Origin of the sequence: Hoeflea sp. YIM 152468 (assembly GCF_029210485.1) — a bacterium.
GTDB lineage: Bacteria > Pseudomonadota > Alphaproteobacteria > Rhizobiales > Rhizobiaceae > Hoeflea.
This window is the reverse complement of record NZ_JARGET010000026.1, coordinates 125,061-141,079: the sequence shown is the minus strand read 5'-3', so window position 1 is coordinate 141,079 and position 16,019 is coordinate 125,061. Positions and strand designations below refer to the sequence as shown.

15 protein-coding genes are annotated in these 16,019 nt (G+C 58.6%); 8 read left to right on the top strand and 7 right to left on the bottom strand.

The features are described 5' to 3' along the window. Nucleotides 1-2 precede the first annotated feature (2 nt). Entirely contained in the window at nucleotides 3-2,906 is a 2,904-nt protein-coding gene (locus PZ897_RS14105; protein WP_275753090.1) for an FAD-binding and (Fe-S)-binding domain-containing protein, read from the bottom strand. Between the two features lie 146 nt (nucleotides 2,907-3,052). Here PZ897_RS14105 and PZ897_RS14100 point away from each other — a divergent pair, with 146 nt between their 5' ends. From PZ897_RS14100 to PZ897_RS14065, 8 genes are all read left to right on the top strand, one after another. Further along, nucleotides 3,053-4,222: an aminotransferase class V-fold PLP-dependent enzyme gene (locus tag PZ897_RS14100; protein ID WP_275753169.1), complete on the top strand. Its 1,170-nt coding sequence runs from the start codon at nucleotides 3,053-3,055 to the stop codon at nucleotides 4,220-4,222. A gap of 58 nt (nucleotides 4,223-4,280) precedes the next feature. After that, nucleotides 4,281-5,261, top strand: a complete 981-nt coding sequence (locus PZ897_RS14095) for a TRAP transporter substrate-binding protein (protein ID WP_275753088.1) — start codon at nucleotides 4,281-4,283, stop codon at nucleotides 5,259-5,261. A gap of 125 nt (nucleotides 5,262-5,386) precedes the next feature. After that, the gene (locus PZ897_RS14090; RefSeq protein WP_275753087.1) at nucleotides 5,387-5,953 is read left to right on the top strand and encodes a TRAP transporter small permease subunit; all 567 of its coding nucleotides are present in this window, start codon (nucleotides 5,387-5,389) and stop codon (nucleotides 5,951-5,953) included. Next, nucleotides 5,953-7,233 (top strand): TRAP transporter large permease, encoded by a 1,281-nt coding sequence (locus PZ897_RS14085; RefSeq protein ID WP_275753086.1) that lies wholly within the window; start codon nucleotides 5,953-5,955, stop codon nucleotides 7,231-7,233. The genes PZ897_RS14090 and PZ897_RS14085 overlap by 1 nt, the downstream gene beginning before the upstream one ends. Further along, nucleotides 7,230-8,015: an enoyl-CoA hydratase gene (locus tag PZ897_RS14080; protein WP_275753083.1), complete on the top strand. Its 786-nt coding sequence runs from the start codon at nucleotides 7,230-7,232 to the stop codon at nucleotides 8,013-8,015. The genes PZ897_RS14085 and PZ897_RS14080 overlap by 4 nt, the downstream gene beginning before the upstream one ends. Then, entirely contained in the window at nucleotides 8,012-9,217 is a 1,206-nt protein-coding gene (locus PZ897_RS14075) for a CoA transferase (RefSeq protein ID WP_275753082.1), read from the top strand. The genes PZ897_RS14080 and PZ897_RS14075 overlap by 4 nt, the downstream gene beginning before the upstream one ends. Before the next feature lie 58 nt (nucleotides 9,218-9,275). After that, a complete protein-coding gene (locus PZ897_RS14070) occupies nucleotides 9,276-9,701 on the top strand; it encodes a heme-binding protein (protein WP_275753167.1) in 426 nt (141 codons plus the stop codon). A 316-nt stretch (nucleotides 9,702-10,017) separates the two neighbouring features. Further along, the gene (locus PZ897_RS14065) at nucleotides 10,018-10,944 is read left to right on the top strand and encodes an MYG1 family protein (protein ID WP_275753080.1); all 927 of its coding nucleotides are present in this window, start codon (nucleotides 10,018-10,020) and stop codon (nucleotides 10,942-10,944) included. A 146-nt stretch (nucleotides 10,945-11,090) separates the two neighbouring features. Here PZ897_RS14065 and PZ897_RS14060 read toward each other — a convergent pair whose 3' ends face one another. The 6 genes from PZ897_RS14060 to PZ897_RS14035 form a co-directional block, all read right to left on the bottom strand. Beyond that, nucleotides 11,091-11,876, bottom strand: a complete 786-nt coding sequence (locus PZ897_RS14060; RefSeq protein ID WP_275753078.1) for a carbon-nitrogen hydrolase family protein — start codon at nucleotides 11,874-11,876, stop codon at nucleotides 11,091-11,093. Further along, nucleotides 11,873-12,673 (bottom strand): ABC transporter permease, encoded by an 801-nt coding sequence (locus PZ897_RS14055; protein ID WP_275753076.1) that lies wholly within the window; start codon nucleotides 12,671-12,673, stop codon nucleotides 11,873-11,875. The genes PZ897_RS14060 and PZ897_RS14055 overlap by 4 nt, the downstream gene beginning before the upstream one ends. Then, nucleotides 12,670-13,527: an ABC transporter permease gene (locus tag PZ897_RS14050; protein WP_275753074.1), complete on the bottom strand. Its 858-nt coding sequence runs from the start codon at nucleotides 13,525-13,527 to the stop codon at nucleotides 12,670-12,672. The genes PZ897_RS14055 and PZ897_RS14050 overlap by 4 nt, the downstream gene beginning before the upstream one ends. Further along, complete coding sequence (locus PZ897_RS14045) at nucleotides 13,524-14,561, bottom strand: ABC transporter ATP-binding protein (RefSeq protein WP_275753073.1); 1,038 nt, start codon at nucleotides 14,559-14,561, stop codon at nucleotides 13,524-13,526. The genes PZ897_RS14050 and PZ897_RS14045 overlap by 4 nt, the downstream gene beginning before the upstream one ends. A 105-nt stretch (nucleotides 14,562-14,666) precedes the next feature. After that, a complete protein-coding gene (locus PZ897_RS14040; RefSeq protein WP_275753071.1) occupies nucleotides 14,667-15,755 on the bottom strand; it encodes an ABC transporter substrate-binding protein in 1,089 nt (362 codons plus the stop codon). A gap of 65 nt (nucleotides 15,756-15,820) precedes the next feature. Beyond that, entirely contained in the window at nucleotides 15,821-16,015 is a 195-nt protein-coding gene (locus tag PZ897_RS14035) for a hypothetical protein (protein WP_275753069.1), read from the bottom strand. Nucleotides 16,016-16,019 lie beyond the last annotated feature (4 nt).

Sequence of the window (16,019 nt, the reverse complement as noted above, 5' to 3'; positions counted from 1 at the left end):
TCTCAGGCATCCTGTGTTAGGGACATGTCGAGAAGACGGGCGACATGCAATGGCTTGCGGTCCGTATTGTCACTGATCTGCTGCCTGCAAGACGTGCCGTCGGCAACAATGATTGCGGCGGATTGAGCCGCGCGTACCGCCGGCAATAAATCCATCTCACCCATTTGCAGAGATATCGCATGGGTGTCCAGGCCATAGCCAAATGCACCTGCCATGCCGCAGCAACTGGTTTCAACCTTTTCCACGGTTGTATGGGGAAGCATGGCCAAGACCTGCTCGATGCTGGACATCACGTTCATTGCTTTCTGGTGGCAATGGCCGTGCAAGACGATTTTCTCCGCTGGTGATTTCAAGTGCAGACGAAAATCCGGGTTTTCAGATTGAGCGGCGATGAACTCTTCGAACATGAAGGCCTGTTTTGCAATCAATGCCGTTTCCCTGCCGGGCAGGAGCGCGGGGATCTCGTCACGCAGGGTCAGCAGGCAGCTCGGCTCAAGGCCGATAATAGGTAAACCTTTTTCCGCATAAGGAAGCAATGCCTCAACCAGTCGCTGTGCTTCTTCCTTCGCCTTGTCGACTAGCCCGACGGAGAGGAAGGTCCGGCCGCAGCAAAGCGGGCTGCCACCGTCGGCTGCCTTGACCACATCCAGCGATATGCCGCCCGCCTGCAGCACGCGGACCGCTGCGCGCAGGTTTTCCGGTTCGAAATAACGGTTGAAACTGTCGACAAACAACACCGCCTGCGGCGCTGGGCTGTCTTTCAACTCGCTGTCCTTGAACGGAACGGCGCTCCATTGCGGCAGGGCACGTTTTGCCGTGAATCCCGTGAGCCGCTCGGACAGTCTTGCCAGACCGGGGATCCGGTCCCGCAAATTCATCAGGAAGGGAACTTTTGAAGCCCAGACGGCATAGCGCGGCATGAAACCGACCAGACGGTCGTGAAGAGTGAGGCCGTTTTTCCTGGCGCGCGCGGCCAGCACCTCAATCTTCATCCGGGCCATGTCCACACCTGTGGGACACTCGCTCTTGCATCCCTTGCAGGACACACAAAGCTTCATGGTGTCCGCCATCTCGTCAGAAGCAAACGCATCGGCGCCAAGCTGGCCCGAGATTGCCAGCCGCAATGTGTTGGCCCGTCCGCGGGTCAGGTCCTTTTCCTTGCGGGTGACGCGAAAGGACGGGCACATGACCCCGCCCTTGAGCTTGCGGCAGGCGCCATTGTTGTTGCACATTTCCACCGCGCCCTGAAAACCGCCGCCGCTGCCGGTCCATTCCGACCAGTCAAGTTCCGTGTGCATCTCGGGAACGGCGTAGTCCGGGCCATAGCGAAACAGCCGCCGGTCATCCATCTTGGGCGGGGAAACGATCTTGCCCGGATTGAACAGACCGGTGGGATCAAAGCGCTTTTTGACTTCACCGAAATTGGCCACCATCCGCGGTCCGAACATCTTCTCGTGAAATTCGGAGCGGACAATGCCGTCACCATGTTCGCCTGAATGGGAGCCCTTGTAGCGCGCAACGAGGTCAAAGCATTCCTCGGCAACCGCGCGCATCGTCCTGACGTCCTTGTCCAGTCTCAAGTTGAGAACCGGCCGGACATGCAGGCAACCGACCGATGCGTGGGCATACCATGTGCCCTTGGTGCCATATTTTTCGAAAATGCCGGTGAGGCCGGCCGTGTACTCGGCCAGATCCGGCAGCTCTACCGCACAATCCTCGACGAAGGAGACCGGCTTTCCATCGCTTTTCATCGACATCATGATGTTGAGCCCGGACTTGCGAAGCTCGGCAATCTGGTTTTGCAAGACCGGATCGGTGACCGATGTCACGCCGCCCCAGCGGTCGCCTGTTCCCGACCAGGAAAACCCGAGATCTCCCATCATCTGTTCAAGCTGTCGCAGTTTGACCACGTTGTCGGCGGCATCTTCCTCGATGAATTCAACCAGCAACAGCGCTTCAGGATCGCCGGTGACAAAGTTCTCGATGGTTTTGCGGAACATCGGGATGTCGCGCGCCAGCGCAATCATTGTCGAATCCACCAGTTCCACGCCCTGGGGCAGCAGGGTGACCAGGTGCTGCGCCGCATCCATGGCCTGATAGAATGTCGGGAAGTGGCAGACCCCGAGCGCCTTGCCTGAAAGCAGGGGAGACAGTTTCAGTTCGATCGCTGTCGAATAGGCAAGCGTTCCTTCCGAGCCGACCAGCAGGTGGGCAAGATTGTTGGGAGCGGCCATTGGCACCAGCGCATCGATATTATAGCCGCCAACCCGGCGCATGACGTTGGGAAAGCGGGCATCGATCTCTGTTGCTTCCCGTGCGCCCAGCGCCAGAAGCTCGGTTGAGAGCGCGGTATAGGCTTCGGACTGGTTGGCGATGTCAGCTCCGAAATGATGCTTGCTGCCGTCAGCCATGATGGCTTCGATCGACAGCACATTGTCACGCATCATGCCGTAGCGAAGGGATTTTCCGCCGCATGAATTGTTCGCTGCCATGCCGCCGATGGTTGCGCGCGATGCGGTGGAAACATCGACGGGAAACCAGAGCCCGTGTGGTTTGAGAGCCCGGTTGAGCTCGTCCAGGACGATGCCGGGACGGACCACACAGCGCCTGTTCTCGACGTCGAGCTCGATGATGTCATTGAAATATTGCGTGTTGTCCAGAACCAAAGCTTCGTTGACGGTCTGTCCGCATTGGGAGGTTCCGCCACCTCTGGCGAGGATGGGTACGCCCTGTTCCCGCGCAATATCGATGGCGGCGCTGATGTCGTCTTCGGATTTGGGGCACAAAACCCCCACCGGCATCATCTGATAGAAGGAGGCATCCGTTGCATAACGACCGCGGGAAAACCGGTCGAACAGAATGTCGCCCTGGACGCGTTTGGAAAGGATTTGAGCAATATGCGACACCTGAACCACCTGGCCAAAATTAATGAGACGAAATTTTTGTTGACTTAATTATGAATTCAAAATGTAATATCCACAACAGGAAATATGAAGCGTGACCTCGATAGAGCAATGAGGTTGGGCCAGAATCAGACAGACTCCCGGGGGGAATCATGAGACAGACAGGACAACATTTCTTGCAGATACCCGGACCAAGCCCGGTTCCCGGACGTGTTTTGCGGGCAATCTCGCAGCAGGTCATCGACCATCGCGGCCCGGAGTTTGCGAAAGTCGGCATGCAAGCGCTGAACGGCGTGAAGACGATCTTCAAGACAGAACAGAATGTTTTCATCTACCCGTCGTCGGGGACCGGCGCATGGGAAGCGGCGCTGGTCAACACACTTTCACCGGGCGACCGGGTGCTGATGTTCGAGACCGGGCATTTCGCGACCCTGTGGAAAAAGATTGCGGAGCAGCTGCAACTGAAAGCCGAGTTTATCGAGGGTGACTGGCGCGGCGGCGCAGACCCGGATCTTATCGAAGCCTATCTGGCCGAAGACAAGGCGCATGAAATCAAGGCCGTCTGTGTGGTGCACAACGAAACATCGACCGGATCGGTCTCGCCGATTGCTGCCATTCGAAAGGCCATAGACAATGTGGGGCACCCTGCATTGTTCCTCGTCGACACCATCTCCGGCCTGGCTTCGCTTGAATACAATCATGACGAATGGGGTGTCGATGTGACGGTGTCGGGATCCCAGAAGGGTCTGATGCTGCCGCCTGGGCTGTCGTTCAATGCGGTCAGCGAAAAAGCGATGGCTGCCAACAAGACAGCGGGATTGTCGCGCACCTATTGGGATTGGGCGGATATGGTCGGGCCCAACAAGACCGGATATTTTCCCTATACGCCCAATACGAACCTTCTCTTCGGGCTCAATGAGGCGATCGACATGTTGCATGAGGAGGGGCTCGACAACGTGTTCGCGCGGCATCAGCGCCATGGAAAGGCGACCCGTGCAGCAGTTCGTGCCTGGGGGTTGGAAGTTCTGTGTTCGAAGCAGGGTCAGGAAAGCGGTGTGCTGACTGCGGTTCTCATGCCTGAAGGGCAGAGCGCTGATCGGTTCCGGGCAAAAACCCTGGAACATTACAACATGTCACTGGGCAGCGGTCTGTCCAAAGTGGCTGACCGCGCGTTTCGGATCGGTCATCTTGGTGATTTCAACGACCTGATGTTGATGGCCACTTTGGCAGGTGTGGAAATGGGCCTGAACAAGGCCGACATCCCCCACAAGGCCGGGGGAGTAAGTGCTGCAATGGATGTGCTTCAGGGAGGGAGCTAGTCCAGAATTGCAGGGACGTAAATTGACTAAATGAAGTAGTCTACTGGGAGGAAAAACTATGAAATTTATCACTAGAATGCTCGCAACGACAGCAGCAATCGGAATCGCTGGCAGCGCTTTTGCCGCTGATATGACAATGAAATTCGGCCATGTTGGCGCACCTGGCTCGTTGTTTGAAGCCAGTGCAGATAATTTTGCAGAATGCGTCAATTCGGCAAGCGACGGCAAGATTGAAGTTCAGACCTTCGGGTCATCGCAGCTCGGCAAGGACAAGGAGCTTTTGCAGAAGCTCAAGCTCAGCCAGGTCGACTTTGCCTTGCCCTCATCAATCATGTCTTCGGTTGATGATGTGTTCGGCATTTTTGAAATGCCCTACATTATCTCTGACCGTGATCATATGCGCCGGGTCCAGGGCGAAATGATGGACACGTTCCAGTCTGCGGCCCAGGCAAAGGGCTATCACATCGTCGGTCTTGCAGAGAACGGCTTCCGCCATATCACCAACAACACCCGGCCGATCAACGTTCCTGCCGATCTTGAGGGGATCAAGCTGCGCACCCCGAACGGGGTCTGGCGGGTCTCGATGTTCCAACTTTACGGCGCAAACCCGACGCCTATGGCGTTTTCGGACGTCTTTACGGCTTTGCAGACCGGCGTCATGGACGGCCAGGAAAATCCTTATGCGCAGATTGCCTCTGCGAAATTCCAGGAAGTGCAGAAATATCTGTCCATCACCGGCCATGTCTACACACCTGCCTATATCCTCGCCTCACACAAAAGCTTCTCCAGTCTGCCTGAAGATGTGCAGGCAATGCTGACCGATTGCGGAAGCAAATCGCAGGACTTTACCTATGAAACGGCGGCGCAGCTTGAGACCGATCTGCTCGACGTCATCAAGGCTGCGGGTGTGGAGGTCAACGAGGCTGACAAGGCAGCGTTCATCGAAGCCTCCAAGCCGATTTACAAGGCCTTTGCCGATGAAGTCGACGGCGGGCAGGAGATGATCGATCAGGTCCTCGGTCTTGCCAAGGCCAACTGATTTGTCCTCGGGCAACAGGCTTTGGCCTGTTGCCCGACCATCTCGAACGATGTCGTCATGTGGTCGCCACAGCCTTGTTTGACCACAGGGAAATTTCCTGAAAAATCAGAACAGACAGGTCCGCAATGGAGCAAGCCTCGTCCTCTTTTCTACCTTCGACCATCTCGGTCCTGGGCAAGATTCTCGAGTGGATTACCATATCGCTCATGATCGTCCTGACCATCATCGTGACGCTTGCGGTGATTGCGCGTCTGCTGGGGCAAAGCTTTTCCTGGTACGATGAAGTGGCGGCGATCATGCTGGCGTGGATTACCTATTACGGGTCGGCACTGGCGGCGCTGCACCGTCGTCATATCGGTTTTGATACGGTTTTGCTGGCTTTGCCGCCCGCGTTCCGGATGACGGCCTTGGTTTTGGGCGAAGCGATCGTGCTGGTGTTCTTTCTCCTCATGGCGCGCGCAGGATTCCAGGTTCTCGAGGTGCTTGCAGGCGATACCCTGATCTCGATCAGATGGGTTCCGGTGCAGGTGACGCAGTCGGTTATCCCGATTGGCGCGCTGCTGTTCATTCTGTGCCAGGTGCTCAGTCTGCCTGGGTACTGGAAGACGACCGCAGCGGGGATTTCACTCGAGCACGCCGAGATCGAGGAAGAAGTCGAAGCTGAGCTTGAAAAAAACAAGGACCGGGTCTGATGCTGATATTCGCCATTTTCATCGGATTGATGCTGATGATCTGCATCAATGTGCCGATCGCCGTGGCCCTTGCCATGTGTGGCGTCATAGGTCTCGTGTTGACCGAAGGCACCGACAGCCTGGTGACCATAGCACTCGACATGTATGACGGATCGACCAATTTCTCGCTTATTGCGATCCCGATGTTTGTTCTGGCCGGCGCCATCATGAATGCTGGCGGCATCACCGACCGGCTGATCAATTTTGTCTCCAGTCTTATCGGATTTGTCCGCGGCGGACTTGCCATGGTCAATATCGGGGTGTCCCTGTTCTTTGCCGAGATTTCCGGATCTGCGGTCGCAGACGTTGCCGCCATGGGGTCGATCCTGATCCCGCAAATGAAAAAGCGTGGCTACAGCAAGGAATTTTCTGCAGCCGTCACCTCATCGTCAGCGTCGCTTGCCATCATCATCCCACCGTCGATTCCGATGATCCTTTACGCCGCCTCTGCCAATACATCGGTTGAACAACTCTTTGTCGCGGGTGTCGTGCCCGGATTGCTCGGGGCCGCAGGTCTCATGGGCGTCGCCTACTTTTTTGCAAAACGCTACAATTTTCCCACCGAAGAGGCCTTCAACCTGCCGCGTGTGCGCGAAACATTTGTTGATGCTCTGCCCGCCTTTGCCCTGCCCATGATCATTCTTGGCGGTATATTCGGCGGCTTCGTGACCGCGACCGAGGCCGCAGGCCTCGCCGTGCTGGCGGCCATCGTCGTGTCAGCCTGGTACCGTCACATCGACTGGGGTCACCTGCGGCGGGCAATGCTTGACGGTGGCATCCAGACCGCCGTTGTCATGCTTCTGGTTGCTGCTTCGGTGCTGATGGGCGGCTTTCTGACCCGCGCCCAGATTCCGCAGCAATTGGCCCAGAGCATTTTGTCGATTACCACCGAGCAGTGGGCGATCCTGCTGATTCTGAACTTCTTCTTCCTCATCATTGGCTTCTTCCTGCATTCGGCAGCGGCCATCATTCTCGTTATCCCGATTGTGATCCCGCTGATTACGGCTGCCGGCATTGATCCCGTTCATTTTGGCCTGATTGTCACGCTCAACCTTGCCATTGGCCAGCAGACGCCGCCGGTGGCATCGGTTCTGATCACTGCCTGCTCGGTGGCCCGGGCCAATATCTGGGAGGTCTCGAAGGTCAATATCTGGTTTGTGGTTGTTCTTCTGGCGGTGCTGATGCTCTGCACGTATGTGCCTGCTGTTCCGATGTTCCTTGTGGAGTATTTCTACCGATGACCGAGACCAGGCCAGACCTTACACAGGACAGGCGCGGCAAGACGCTTTGGGTCACCTTCAATCGCCCGGCGAGCCGCAATGCGCTGACATTTGGCATGTATGAAGCGCTCGCCGAGATTTGCCGGGACGCGCCGACTGACGGGTCGTTGACTGCGATTGTCCTGTCCGGAGCAGGCGGCAGAGCTTTTGCTGCCGGAACCGACATGACCCAGTTCAGGGAATTTGAGACGCCGCAGGATGCGCTGGAGTATGAAGCCCGGATCAACAGCGTTCTCGATGCGGTCGAGCGTTGCCCGTTGCCGACGATTGCCGCCATCAACGGAGCCTGCACTGGTGGCGGTGCAGCGATTGCTGCAGCCTGTGATGTGCGGATCGCGTCGGCCGGTTTGAAGTTCGGCTTCCCGATCGCCAAGACCCTTGGCAATTGTCTGGCGGCAGCAAACCTGGAGCGCCTTTCCAATCTGGTCGGTGCAGGACGGGTCCGCGAGCTGATCTTCACCGCACGGCTCATGGCCGCTGAGGAAGCCCTGGCTGCCGGACTGGTCAGCGAGGTTTTGACAGACGAGCCCTCATTGCTGGCCCGGGCTGAGGAACTGGCACATCATATTGGCTCCATGGCCCCCCTGACCTTGCGGGCAACCAAGGAAGCGATGCGCCGCAACCGGATGGCAACAAAGGTAGAGGACGCCGACCTGATCACGATGTGCTACATGAGCGATGATTTCCGCATCGGCATGGAGGCTTTTCTCGGCAAGACCAGACCGGAGTGGACAGGCAAATGACTGCACCGTCCGGCCCGCTCAAAGGTATGAAGGTCATTGAACTGGCTCACATAATGGCCGGCCCTGTCTGCGGGCTGATGCTGGCTGACATGGGGGCGGATGTGATCAAGGTGGAAAAGCCGACCGGTGATGACAGCCGCAGGTTCGTGCCCCCCGAAATCGCGGGTGAATCCGCAGCCTACATGATGATGAACCGCAACAAGCGCGGGATTGCCCTCAATCTCAAGGACCCTGCGGCGGTCGAGGTTTTGCACAAGCTGCTTCTGGATGCAGATGTCGTGATCGAAAACTACAGGCTGGGCACAATGGAACGGCTGGGGCTTGGCTATGACGAGCTTTCAAAGCTCAACCCACGCCTGATCTATTGCGAGATTTCCGGCTTTGGCCGCACCGGCCCCTATGCGGAGCGCGGCGGTTTCGACCTGATCGCCCAGGGCATGTCAGGGCTGATGGCGATCACCGGCGAAGGGCCTGGCCGTCCACCCGTGAAGGTCGCCGCTCCGATTTCCGATATCAATGCAGGTATACTGGCCGCCATGGGGGTGTCGGCGGCCTATGCGAACATGCTCAAGACCGGACGCGGGCAGAAGGTTGACACTTCACTGTTTGAGGCAGCGATTGTCCAGACTTACTGGCAATCCGCCATTGCCTTCGCGACAGCCGAAAACCCCAAGCCGATGGGATCGGCTCATCCCCTGAACGCGCCGTATCAGTCTTTCAAGACACGTGATGGTTGGGTCAATGTTGGCGCTGCCAATCAGACCAACTGGTTGCGATTTCTCGATGTCATTTCTGCACCGGAACTTGATGCCGATCCGCGGTTCTCCTCAAACCTGCAGCGCATGAAGAACTTGCCTGCATTGGTGCAGATTCTGGATGACATTCTCGAACAAGACACCACGGCCAATTGGCTCTCCAGAATGGAAGCGGCGAAGTTGCCGGCCGGGCCGGTTCTGGACATTCTCGAAATGCATCAAGATCCGCAGGCTCAGGCGCGTGAGATGATCGTTGACGTGGAACACATGACAGCGGGTCAGGTCAAAACCCTGGGGCATCCGGTGAAATACAGCGAGACTCCAGCCAGGATCACGCAAGCTGCACCGGTTCTGGGGCAGCATACAAAACAGGTCCTGATTGAGATGGGCTATAAAACAGCAGAGATTGAGACCATGATCTGCGCCGAGGCGGTCATTGCAGCCTGACCTGTGCCGCGGTTGGACGTCAGCGCAATACGCCGTATCAGGTTCGGGGGATCAAGGCTTGGAACTTAATTTACAGACCGCACAGTTCATTATTTCGTTTGCGCTGGAATGGCGCAAGGACAAAGGCATGAAGCCGCTTGCAATTGCGGTCCTCGACAGTGCTGGCTCCCTTGTCGCCCTGGCGCGCGAAGACGGGCTGAGCAACCTTCGCCCCGATATAGCGCAGGGAAAAGCACGCGGGGCGGTCGCCATGGGGTTGGGGTCGCGCGCACTCTTTGAGCGCGCCCAATCGCAACCGTACTTCATTCAGGCGATGAACAGCCTGGCCTCAGGATCGCTCGTTCCGGTGCCGGGCGGGGTGCTGATAAAGCACAAGGACAAGCTATTGGGAGCGGTGGGCATTACAGGTGATTCATCGGACAACGATGAAGCATGCGCCATTGCAGCAATCGAAGCAGCAGGGTTTGCCGCAGACGGCGGATGAAGCGCTTCATGCCGATGGCGTTGGGGTAGGCCGGAGCAACCGCCCCAGCAGAGGATCGTGGCTTCGACCGTCTCTTGACGGGAACAGCCGAAGCCACGCAGCCGATTGCGTCCCGGACTTGTTTTGCACGGATAAATTTCCAACGCGCGGTTTGCAATGGCCGACAACTGACGCCTACTTGCGATCCCGATCGAGCGTCTGCGGTCCGGTTTTGTCGTGGGCCGGAAACAGCCGATGGGTTGAGTTGGCCGCCGACTATGGCTATCTGGTGACTACCGCAGGCGGAGTTTCCGCGAAAAGCAAGGCGCATCGCTGCATGATCCCCGATTTTCTCATCACTCACTCCGGCGGCTTCCATGCTGATGAATTGCTGTCCAGCGTTGTTCTGACCCGGCTTTTTCCCAAAGCGCGTATTGTCCGCAGCCGGGCACCGGAGTGGATCACCCCTGGAGACAACCGCATCATCTATGATGTTGGTGGCGCCTATGATGCTGATGCGCTGATTTTTGATCACCACCAGCGCGGCGCTCCGTTGCGCGGGGATGGCCAGCCCTACAGCTCATTCGGCCTGATCTGGAAACATTATGGCCGTGACTATCTTGCTGCCACAGGGCTTCCCGATGCGCATATCGAAACTGTGCACAATGCTTTCGACACCAGCTTTGTCTTGCCAATAGATCTGATGGACAATGGCGCCATGAGCCCCGCCGTTGCCGGGCCGCTGGCTGTGCTGACGTTGCCGGTTCTGCTTGAAACCCTCAAACCGGTGTTCGACGAGCCGGATCCGGAGGCGCTGGAGCGCGCGTTCCACGCAGCACTTGCTATTGCGCGGCAGTTTCTGGAAGCCAGTATCGCCGAAAGTGCGGCAAAGCTGCGTGCCGAGGATATCGTGCTCAAGGCGATCACCGATGCGGGCGACAGCCGGGTTCTGGAACTGCCGCAGGGCATGCCGTTCCGCTCAGCAGTCAACAAGTCGGGGGCAGATCATCTGCTGTTCGTGGTTCATCCGCGCGACAGGGATTGGTGCCTGACCGGCATCCGCCGCGCCGATGAAGGCTTTGAGCTGCGTGCGGATCTGCCCGCTGCCTGGGCTGGCCTGACAAATGCTGATCTGGAGGCTGCTTGCGGGGTTGAGGGAGCGGGCTTCTGTCACAATGGCCGCTTCATCGCCGCGGCCAAGTCCCGCGAGGCGATTCTCGCGATGGCCGAGCTGGCGGTGCAGGAAGCGATCGCGACCGGGTAAGATCAAATGGCGAAAACCTGACGTAGGTTGCGCTCAAATGCTTGCATTTGGACGTTAACGGACACGCATTGACCCCTTGGCCTGCAGCGTATTTGCGCATCCCATCGGATAGACGGCGCTGCAGGCCCGGGTGCCGGCGGATCGATTCACGGTGCCGCCATCGCTTGAAGATCCTTCAGATAGGGGTTTTCGGCCCGGGAGTGCGCGTAAAGCCCAGGGTCGATATCTGCCGTCAGCAATTCCTCCCCCAGCCCTGCCATCGCCAGAACCGTTCCATCCGGTGCGCTGATGATTGATTGACCGGCATAGTCGAATGCGCCATCGCGGCCGATGTTGTTGGCATAGGCGACGAAGATCTGGTTCTCGAAGGCACGCACCGGGATCATCTTTTCGGCGATGAACCTGCCTGAATTCCCCATTGGCGTGGCTGTTGGCACGAGAACCATCTCTGCGCCCGCCACAGCCAGCCGCCTCACGTTTTCGGGAAATTCGACGTCGTAGCAGATCAGCATGCCGAACGTCATGCCGCGATGGGTGAACAGGCAGGTCGAGGGTTGTTCGGGCGAAAAAAGGCCGCGCTCGTAATCGCCGTAAAGATGTGACTTGCGATAGACCAATGGCGCGCCGGTTCCATCGGTATAGACAGCCGAATTGTAGACAGCGCCTCCGGCTTTTTCGGCGAATCCGGCAACGATGGCGACGCCCGATTGGCGGGCAATCTCATCCAGCCGGGTGACCAGCGGCCCATCGGCGGGCTCGGCCAGAGTGACGATCTCGTGGCCGCCGGCATAGCTGGTCACACCCAGCTCCGGCGTCACCAGCAGGCACGCACCTGCTTGCGCTGCTTTCTCGGCGTCGGTTTGGATGCGTGTCAGATTGGCGCTAATGTCGGTGCCCGCCGTTTGCATTTGCGATACCGCAATTCGAATCATGTTTTTTCCTCGGAGTTGGCGCCAAGCAGTTTCAGCAGATCGCCATATCGCGCGATCAGCGAATAAATCACCGCAGCGAGAACCACGAACAACACCGTGACGGAGGCCATCGTCGGGGTGTAGCCATATCTGAGTGCGTTGAAGATCTTGATTGGCAAGGTTTCCATGGTGAAGCCAACCGTCATATAGGCGACGATATATTCGTTGAGCGAGAGCACGAAGGCGAAAGCGTAGCCCGAGACCAGATAGGGCGTGATCAGCGGCAGCACCACGGTGCGAAAAATGGTGCGGTCATCGGCGCCCATGGTGGCTGCGGCTTCGACCAGCGAGCGGTCGATGGAGGTGAAGCCCAGCGACAGTGTTACCAGCGGCAGGGTGACGAAGAAGATCGCGTGGCTGATCACCGCGGTCCAGGGCTGGCCATATAGCCCGGTGGTGGCCCAGAAGGTCAGGAGTCCCAGCGCAGTGATCACCGGCGGCAGCGTGAACGGTGCGATGCCAAGCAGCTGGAAGATATTGGCCCAGGGCGCAATGCGACGCCACAAGAACCAGCTCAGTGGCAACGCGATGGAGACGGCAAGTGCTGCCGACAGGATCGCCAGTGTCAGCGACGCAAACAGCGCATTGCGCCAGCCGGTATCGGTGAAAATGTCGACGTACCAGGACAGCGAGAGCCCTTGCGGCGGAAAGGCCAGCGTCTGCTTGGCGTTGACCGACACGCCGGCGACGACAATCAAGGGTGCGGACAGAAACAGGCCGACGAGCGTGAAATAGATCCGGCGCAGAATAACACTCATGTGACCGCCTCCCGTTTGCGTCCGGCAAACAGCGTCAGCGCCACCAGCCCCAATGTGACGAGCACAAGAAACACAGCCATGGCCGCGGCAAAGGGCATGTTCGACTGATAGATTGCCTGGTCGGTGATCAGCACCGACAGCGTCCAGTGTTGCGGCCGGCCAAGGATCTGCGGCAGCAAGTAGGAGCCGAGCGCGAAGATGAACACCATGATCAGGGTGGCAAGGATCGTGGTTCTGAGCGCTGGTACCACGACGGAGAAAAACGCGCGGATTGGCGTTGCGCCCAGCGTCCGGGCGGCTTCGGTCAGCGTCGGGTCGAGCCGGACCAATGCCGGGTAGAGAACCAGGATGGTGTAAGGCAGCGCCTGGTAGACCATCGCCGTCAGAACGGCCGGAAAACCCGGCGCCAGCGCGATCGCCTTGTCCATCAACCCCAGCGCCACCAGCAGGTTGGTGATGCCGGCGGTGCGGGAAAACAAGGTCGACCAGGAAAAGCCGATGATCACTTCCGACAGTGACAACACCGACAACAATGCGACCATCCAGACGATCTGCGACCGCCGCGAGAGTTTGGTCAGCATATAGGTGAACGGCACCCCGACAGCGACACAGCAGATGGCGACCAGAACCGCCAGCATCAGCGAAAAGCCCAGCACATTGGCAAAGAACAGGCTCAGAAACCGCTCATAGTTGGAAAACACGAAGGCCGGAGTGTAGAAACCGCCCTGAAGCCGCTGGAAGAAACTGACCGAAATCATGGTTCCGAACGGAATGACGAAGAACACGATAAGCATGATCGCCGGAAACGCCAGCGGTCCATAATCTGTGAGCTTTTGCGGCGCTTCGCGTCTCATTTCGCCAGCACCACACAGACGCCGGGATCAAGCTGTATGCCGACCGGCTGGCCGACCGTGACATCGGGCCGGGCCCGCGGCGTCGACACCGCAATAATCGGTTTGCCACCGCAATCGATGAAGGTCTCGATGGTGCCGCCAAGATCGCGCACGAAGGTCACGGTGCCGGTGATGGCGCCCTCGCTGCCAGGCGCGGTCAGCTGCACGTCTTCCGGGCGGATCGAGATGATCGCCTTGCCGCCGCCGGGCGCAGACAGACCCGGTATGGCCTGGCCCAGCGCTACGGCGCGGCCGGTGCTGTCGGTGTCCATGTCGATGAGATTGGTCGAGCCGATGAAGTCGGCGACGAAGGTGTCGGCGGGCGTACGGTATATTTCCATCGGGCTTGCGGCCTGACGAATCTCGCCCTTGTTCATCACCACCACGGTGTCGGCCATGGTCATGGCCTCGCGCTGGTCGTGGGTGACGACGATCGTGGTGATGCCGAGCTGCTGCTGCAATTGTCGCAATTCAACCTGCATGGCCTCGCGCAGCTTGGCGTCGAGCGCCGACAGCGGCTCGTCGAGCAGGAACAGTTTCGGCGAGCGTGTCAAGGCCCGGGCGATCGCCACGCGCTGGCGTTGACCGCCGGAAAGCTTTGCCACAGGGCGGTCGGCATAGCCGGAGAGATGGATCATCGCCAGAAGCTCGTCGACGCGTTTTCTCTGCTCTTCACGCGGCGCGCCTCTGATCCGCAGCGGATAGGCGATATTTTCGCCGACGCTGAGATGCGGAAACAGGGCCAGTGACTGGAAAACCATTCCAAGATTACGCTTGTGCGTCGGCACCCTGGTGATGTCATCGCCATCAAGCCGGATGGCGCCGCTGGTCGGCAGATCCAGTCCGGCAATCATGCGCAACAATGTGGTCTTGCCACAGCCCGACGGTCCGAGCATGCAGACGAAAGTGCCATGCGGCACGCTCAACTGCACATCATTGACCGCTGTGAAGCTGCCGAAATCCTTGCGAACGGTATCGAGCGTCAATCCAGGCATCGTGTCCCCATTGTCATTGCCCCGTTTGGCCGGGGTCGGGGAGGGGCGGCGAACTGGCCCCTCCCGTGTTATGCAACCACGTCGCATCAAGCGACGCAATCATGTCTAGCCGACGATCAGCTCGGTCCATTTCTGGTTCAACCAGTCGGACTTGGTCTGGTAGAGATCGTAGCGCGGGATGATCGGATCGATGTCCGATGACACGCTGGCGAACTCGTCATCCGTCAGGTCGAGCAGATTGCGCTTCAGCGTCGGCGCGGTGCCGACCTTGCGTGAAAGAGTTGCCTGGATTTCAGGCTGGCTCATATAGTCGATGAACACATGCGCCTCCTCGATCTTGTCCGAGGCGCGCGACAGGGCCCAGCAACCCGAATCCTGGATGCCGCCCTCCTTGGGGAAGGTCGAGCGGACCGGATGGCCGTCGGCGGCGGCAAGCCCGGTGACGTCGTGATAGTACTGGCCCATCGGGATTTCGCCGGATTTCAGCGCCTGTTCGAACTGGGCTTCGTCGCGGTACCAGAGCCGGACATTCGGCTTGACCTCGGCCAGCTTTTCAAAGGCTTTGTTGATGCCTTCTTCGCTGTCGAGTGCATTGGTGCCGCCCATAAAGGTCTTGGCGGTCACTTCCAGCAGGAACGAGTTCGACACCAGCGCCAGCAGGCCGAGCTTGTCGGCATTGGCAGGATCCCAGAATGCGGCCCAGCTGTCGGGGGCTTCGGGATACGCGTCGGTGTTGGTTACCAGCGTGATGTACCAGGCCACGGCGCCGATGCCGGCAACACGGCCATCGGGATACTTGTTGACGAAACGCTCGAGCAGATCGTCATAGTTCTTGATTTTCGACGTGTCGATCGGCGCCCACAGATCGGTGGACTGGCCCTTCAGCATGGCAACCTGCGACATCATCGAGACATCGGCGGGCGCAACCCCGGCCTTGGCTGCCTGTTCGAGTTGCACAAGCCAGGCTTCGCCGGTCGGTTCGGCAATCGATTCCACCGCAATGCCACTGGCGGCGGTGAAATCGGGGAAGATATTCTTGTCGAAGGAATCCTTGAAGTACCCGCCATAGATGCCGACTTTGAGCGAACGGTCCTGGGCGCGCAGGATCGACGGCATCGACAGCGCCCCTATGGCGGCGGCGGTGCCGCCAAGGACTGCCCGGCGGCTGATGGCTGAGTTGAGAAACTTTGGCATTGTCTACTCCTTTGTTTGCCGGTCTGTGACCGGGTTCCCTTGAATTGCCCTTGAATTTTTCTCTGTCAACGGGCGATTTGATTGCTCTCCAGTGTGCTCTTGCTGCCGGCCATTGTCTTGCCGGAACTCAGCAGTGCAGAAGCTGCGATGGAGGATTTCTGGCTGCGATGCAGTGACATGGTGTACCCCTCCGGAATGGTTGGTTGTATCCGGCGGCTGCCGCCGTTGCTCATTGCATTCCGTTCAATGGCCAAACTCATGGCC

Coding starts and splice junctions, on each gene's coding strand:
- PZ897_RS14045 (WP_275753073.1), bottom strand. CDS start 14,561: ATGCCTGGATTGACGCTCGATACCGTTCGCAAGGATTTCGGCAGCTTC.
- PZ897_RS14055 (WP_275753076.1), bottom strand. CDS start 12,673: ATGAGTGTTATTCTGCGCCGGATCTATTTCACGCTCGTCGGCCTGTTT.
- PZ897_RS14085 (WP_275753086.1), top strand. CDS start 5,953: ATGCTGATATTCGCCATTTTCATCGGATTGATGCTGATGATCTGCATC.
- PZ897_RS14090 (WP_275753087.1), top strand. CDS start 5,387: ATGGAGCAAGCCTCGTCCTCTTTTCTACCTTCGACCATCTCGGTCCTG.
- PZ897_RS14050 (WP_275753074.1), bottom strand. CDS start 13,527: ATGAGACGCGAAGCGCCGCAAAAGCTCACAGATTATGGACCGCTGGCG.
- PZ897_RS14035 (WP_275753069.1), bottom strand. CDS start 16,015: ATGAGTTTGGCCATTGAACGGAATGCAATGAGCAACGGCGGCAGCCGC.
- PZ897_RS14075 (WP_275753082.1), top strand. CDS start 8,012: ATGACTGCACCGTCCGGCCCGCTCAAAGGTATGAAGGTCATTGAACTG.
- PZ897_RS14040 (WP_275753071.1), bottom strand. CDS start 15,755: ATGCCAAAGTTTCTCAACTCAGCCATCAGCCGCCGGGCAGTCCTTGGC.
- PZ897_RS14080 (WP_275753083.1), top strand. CDS start 7,230: ATGACCGAGACCAGGCCAGACCTTACACAGGACAGGCGCGGCAAGACG.
- PZ897_RS14060 (WP_275753078.1), bottom strand. CDS start 11,876: ATGATTCGAATTGCGGTATCGCAAATGCAAACGGCGGGCACCGACATT.
- PZ897_RS14065 (WP_275753080.1), top strand. CDS start 10,018: ATGATCCCCGATTTTCTCATCACTCACTCCGGCGGCTTCCATGCTGAT.
- PZ897_RS14095 (WP_275753088.1), top strand. CDS start 4,281: ATGAAATTTATCACTAGAATGCTCGCAACGACAGCAGCAATCGGAATC.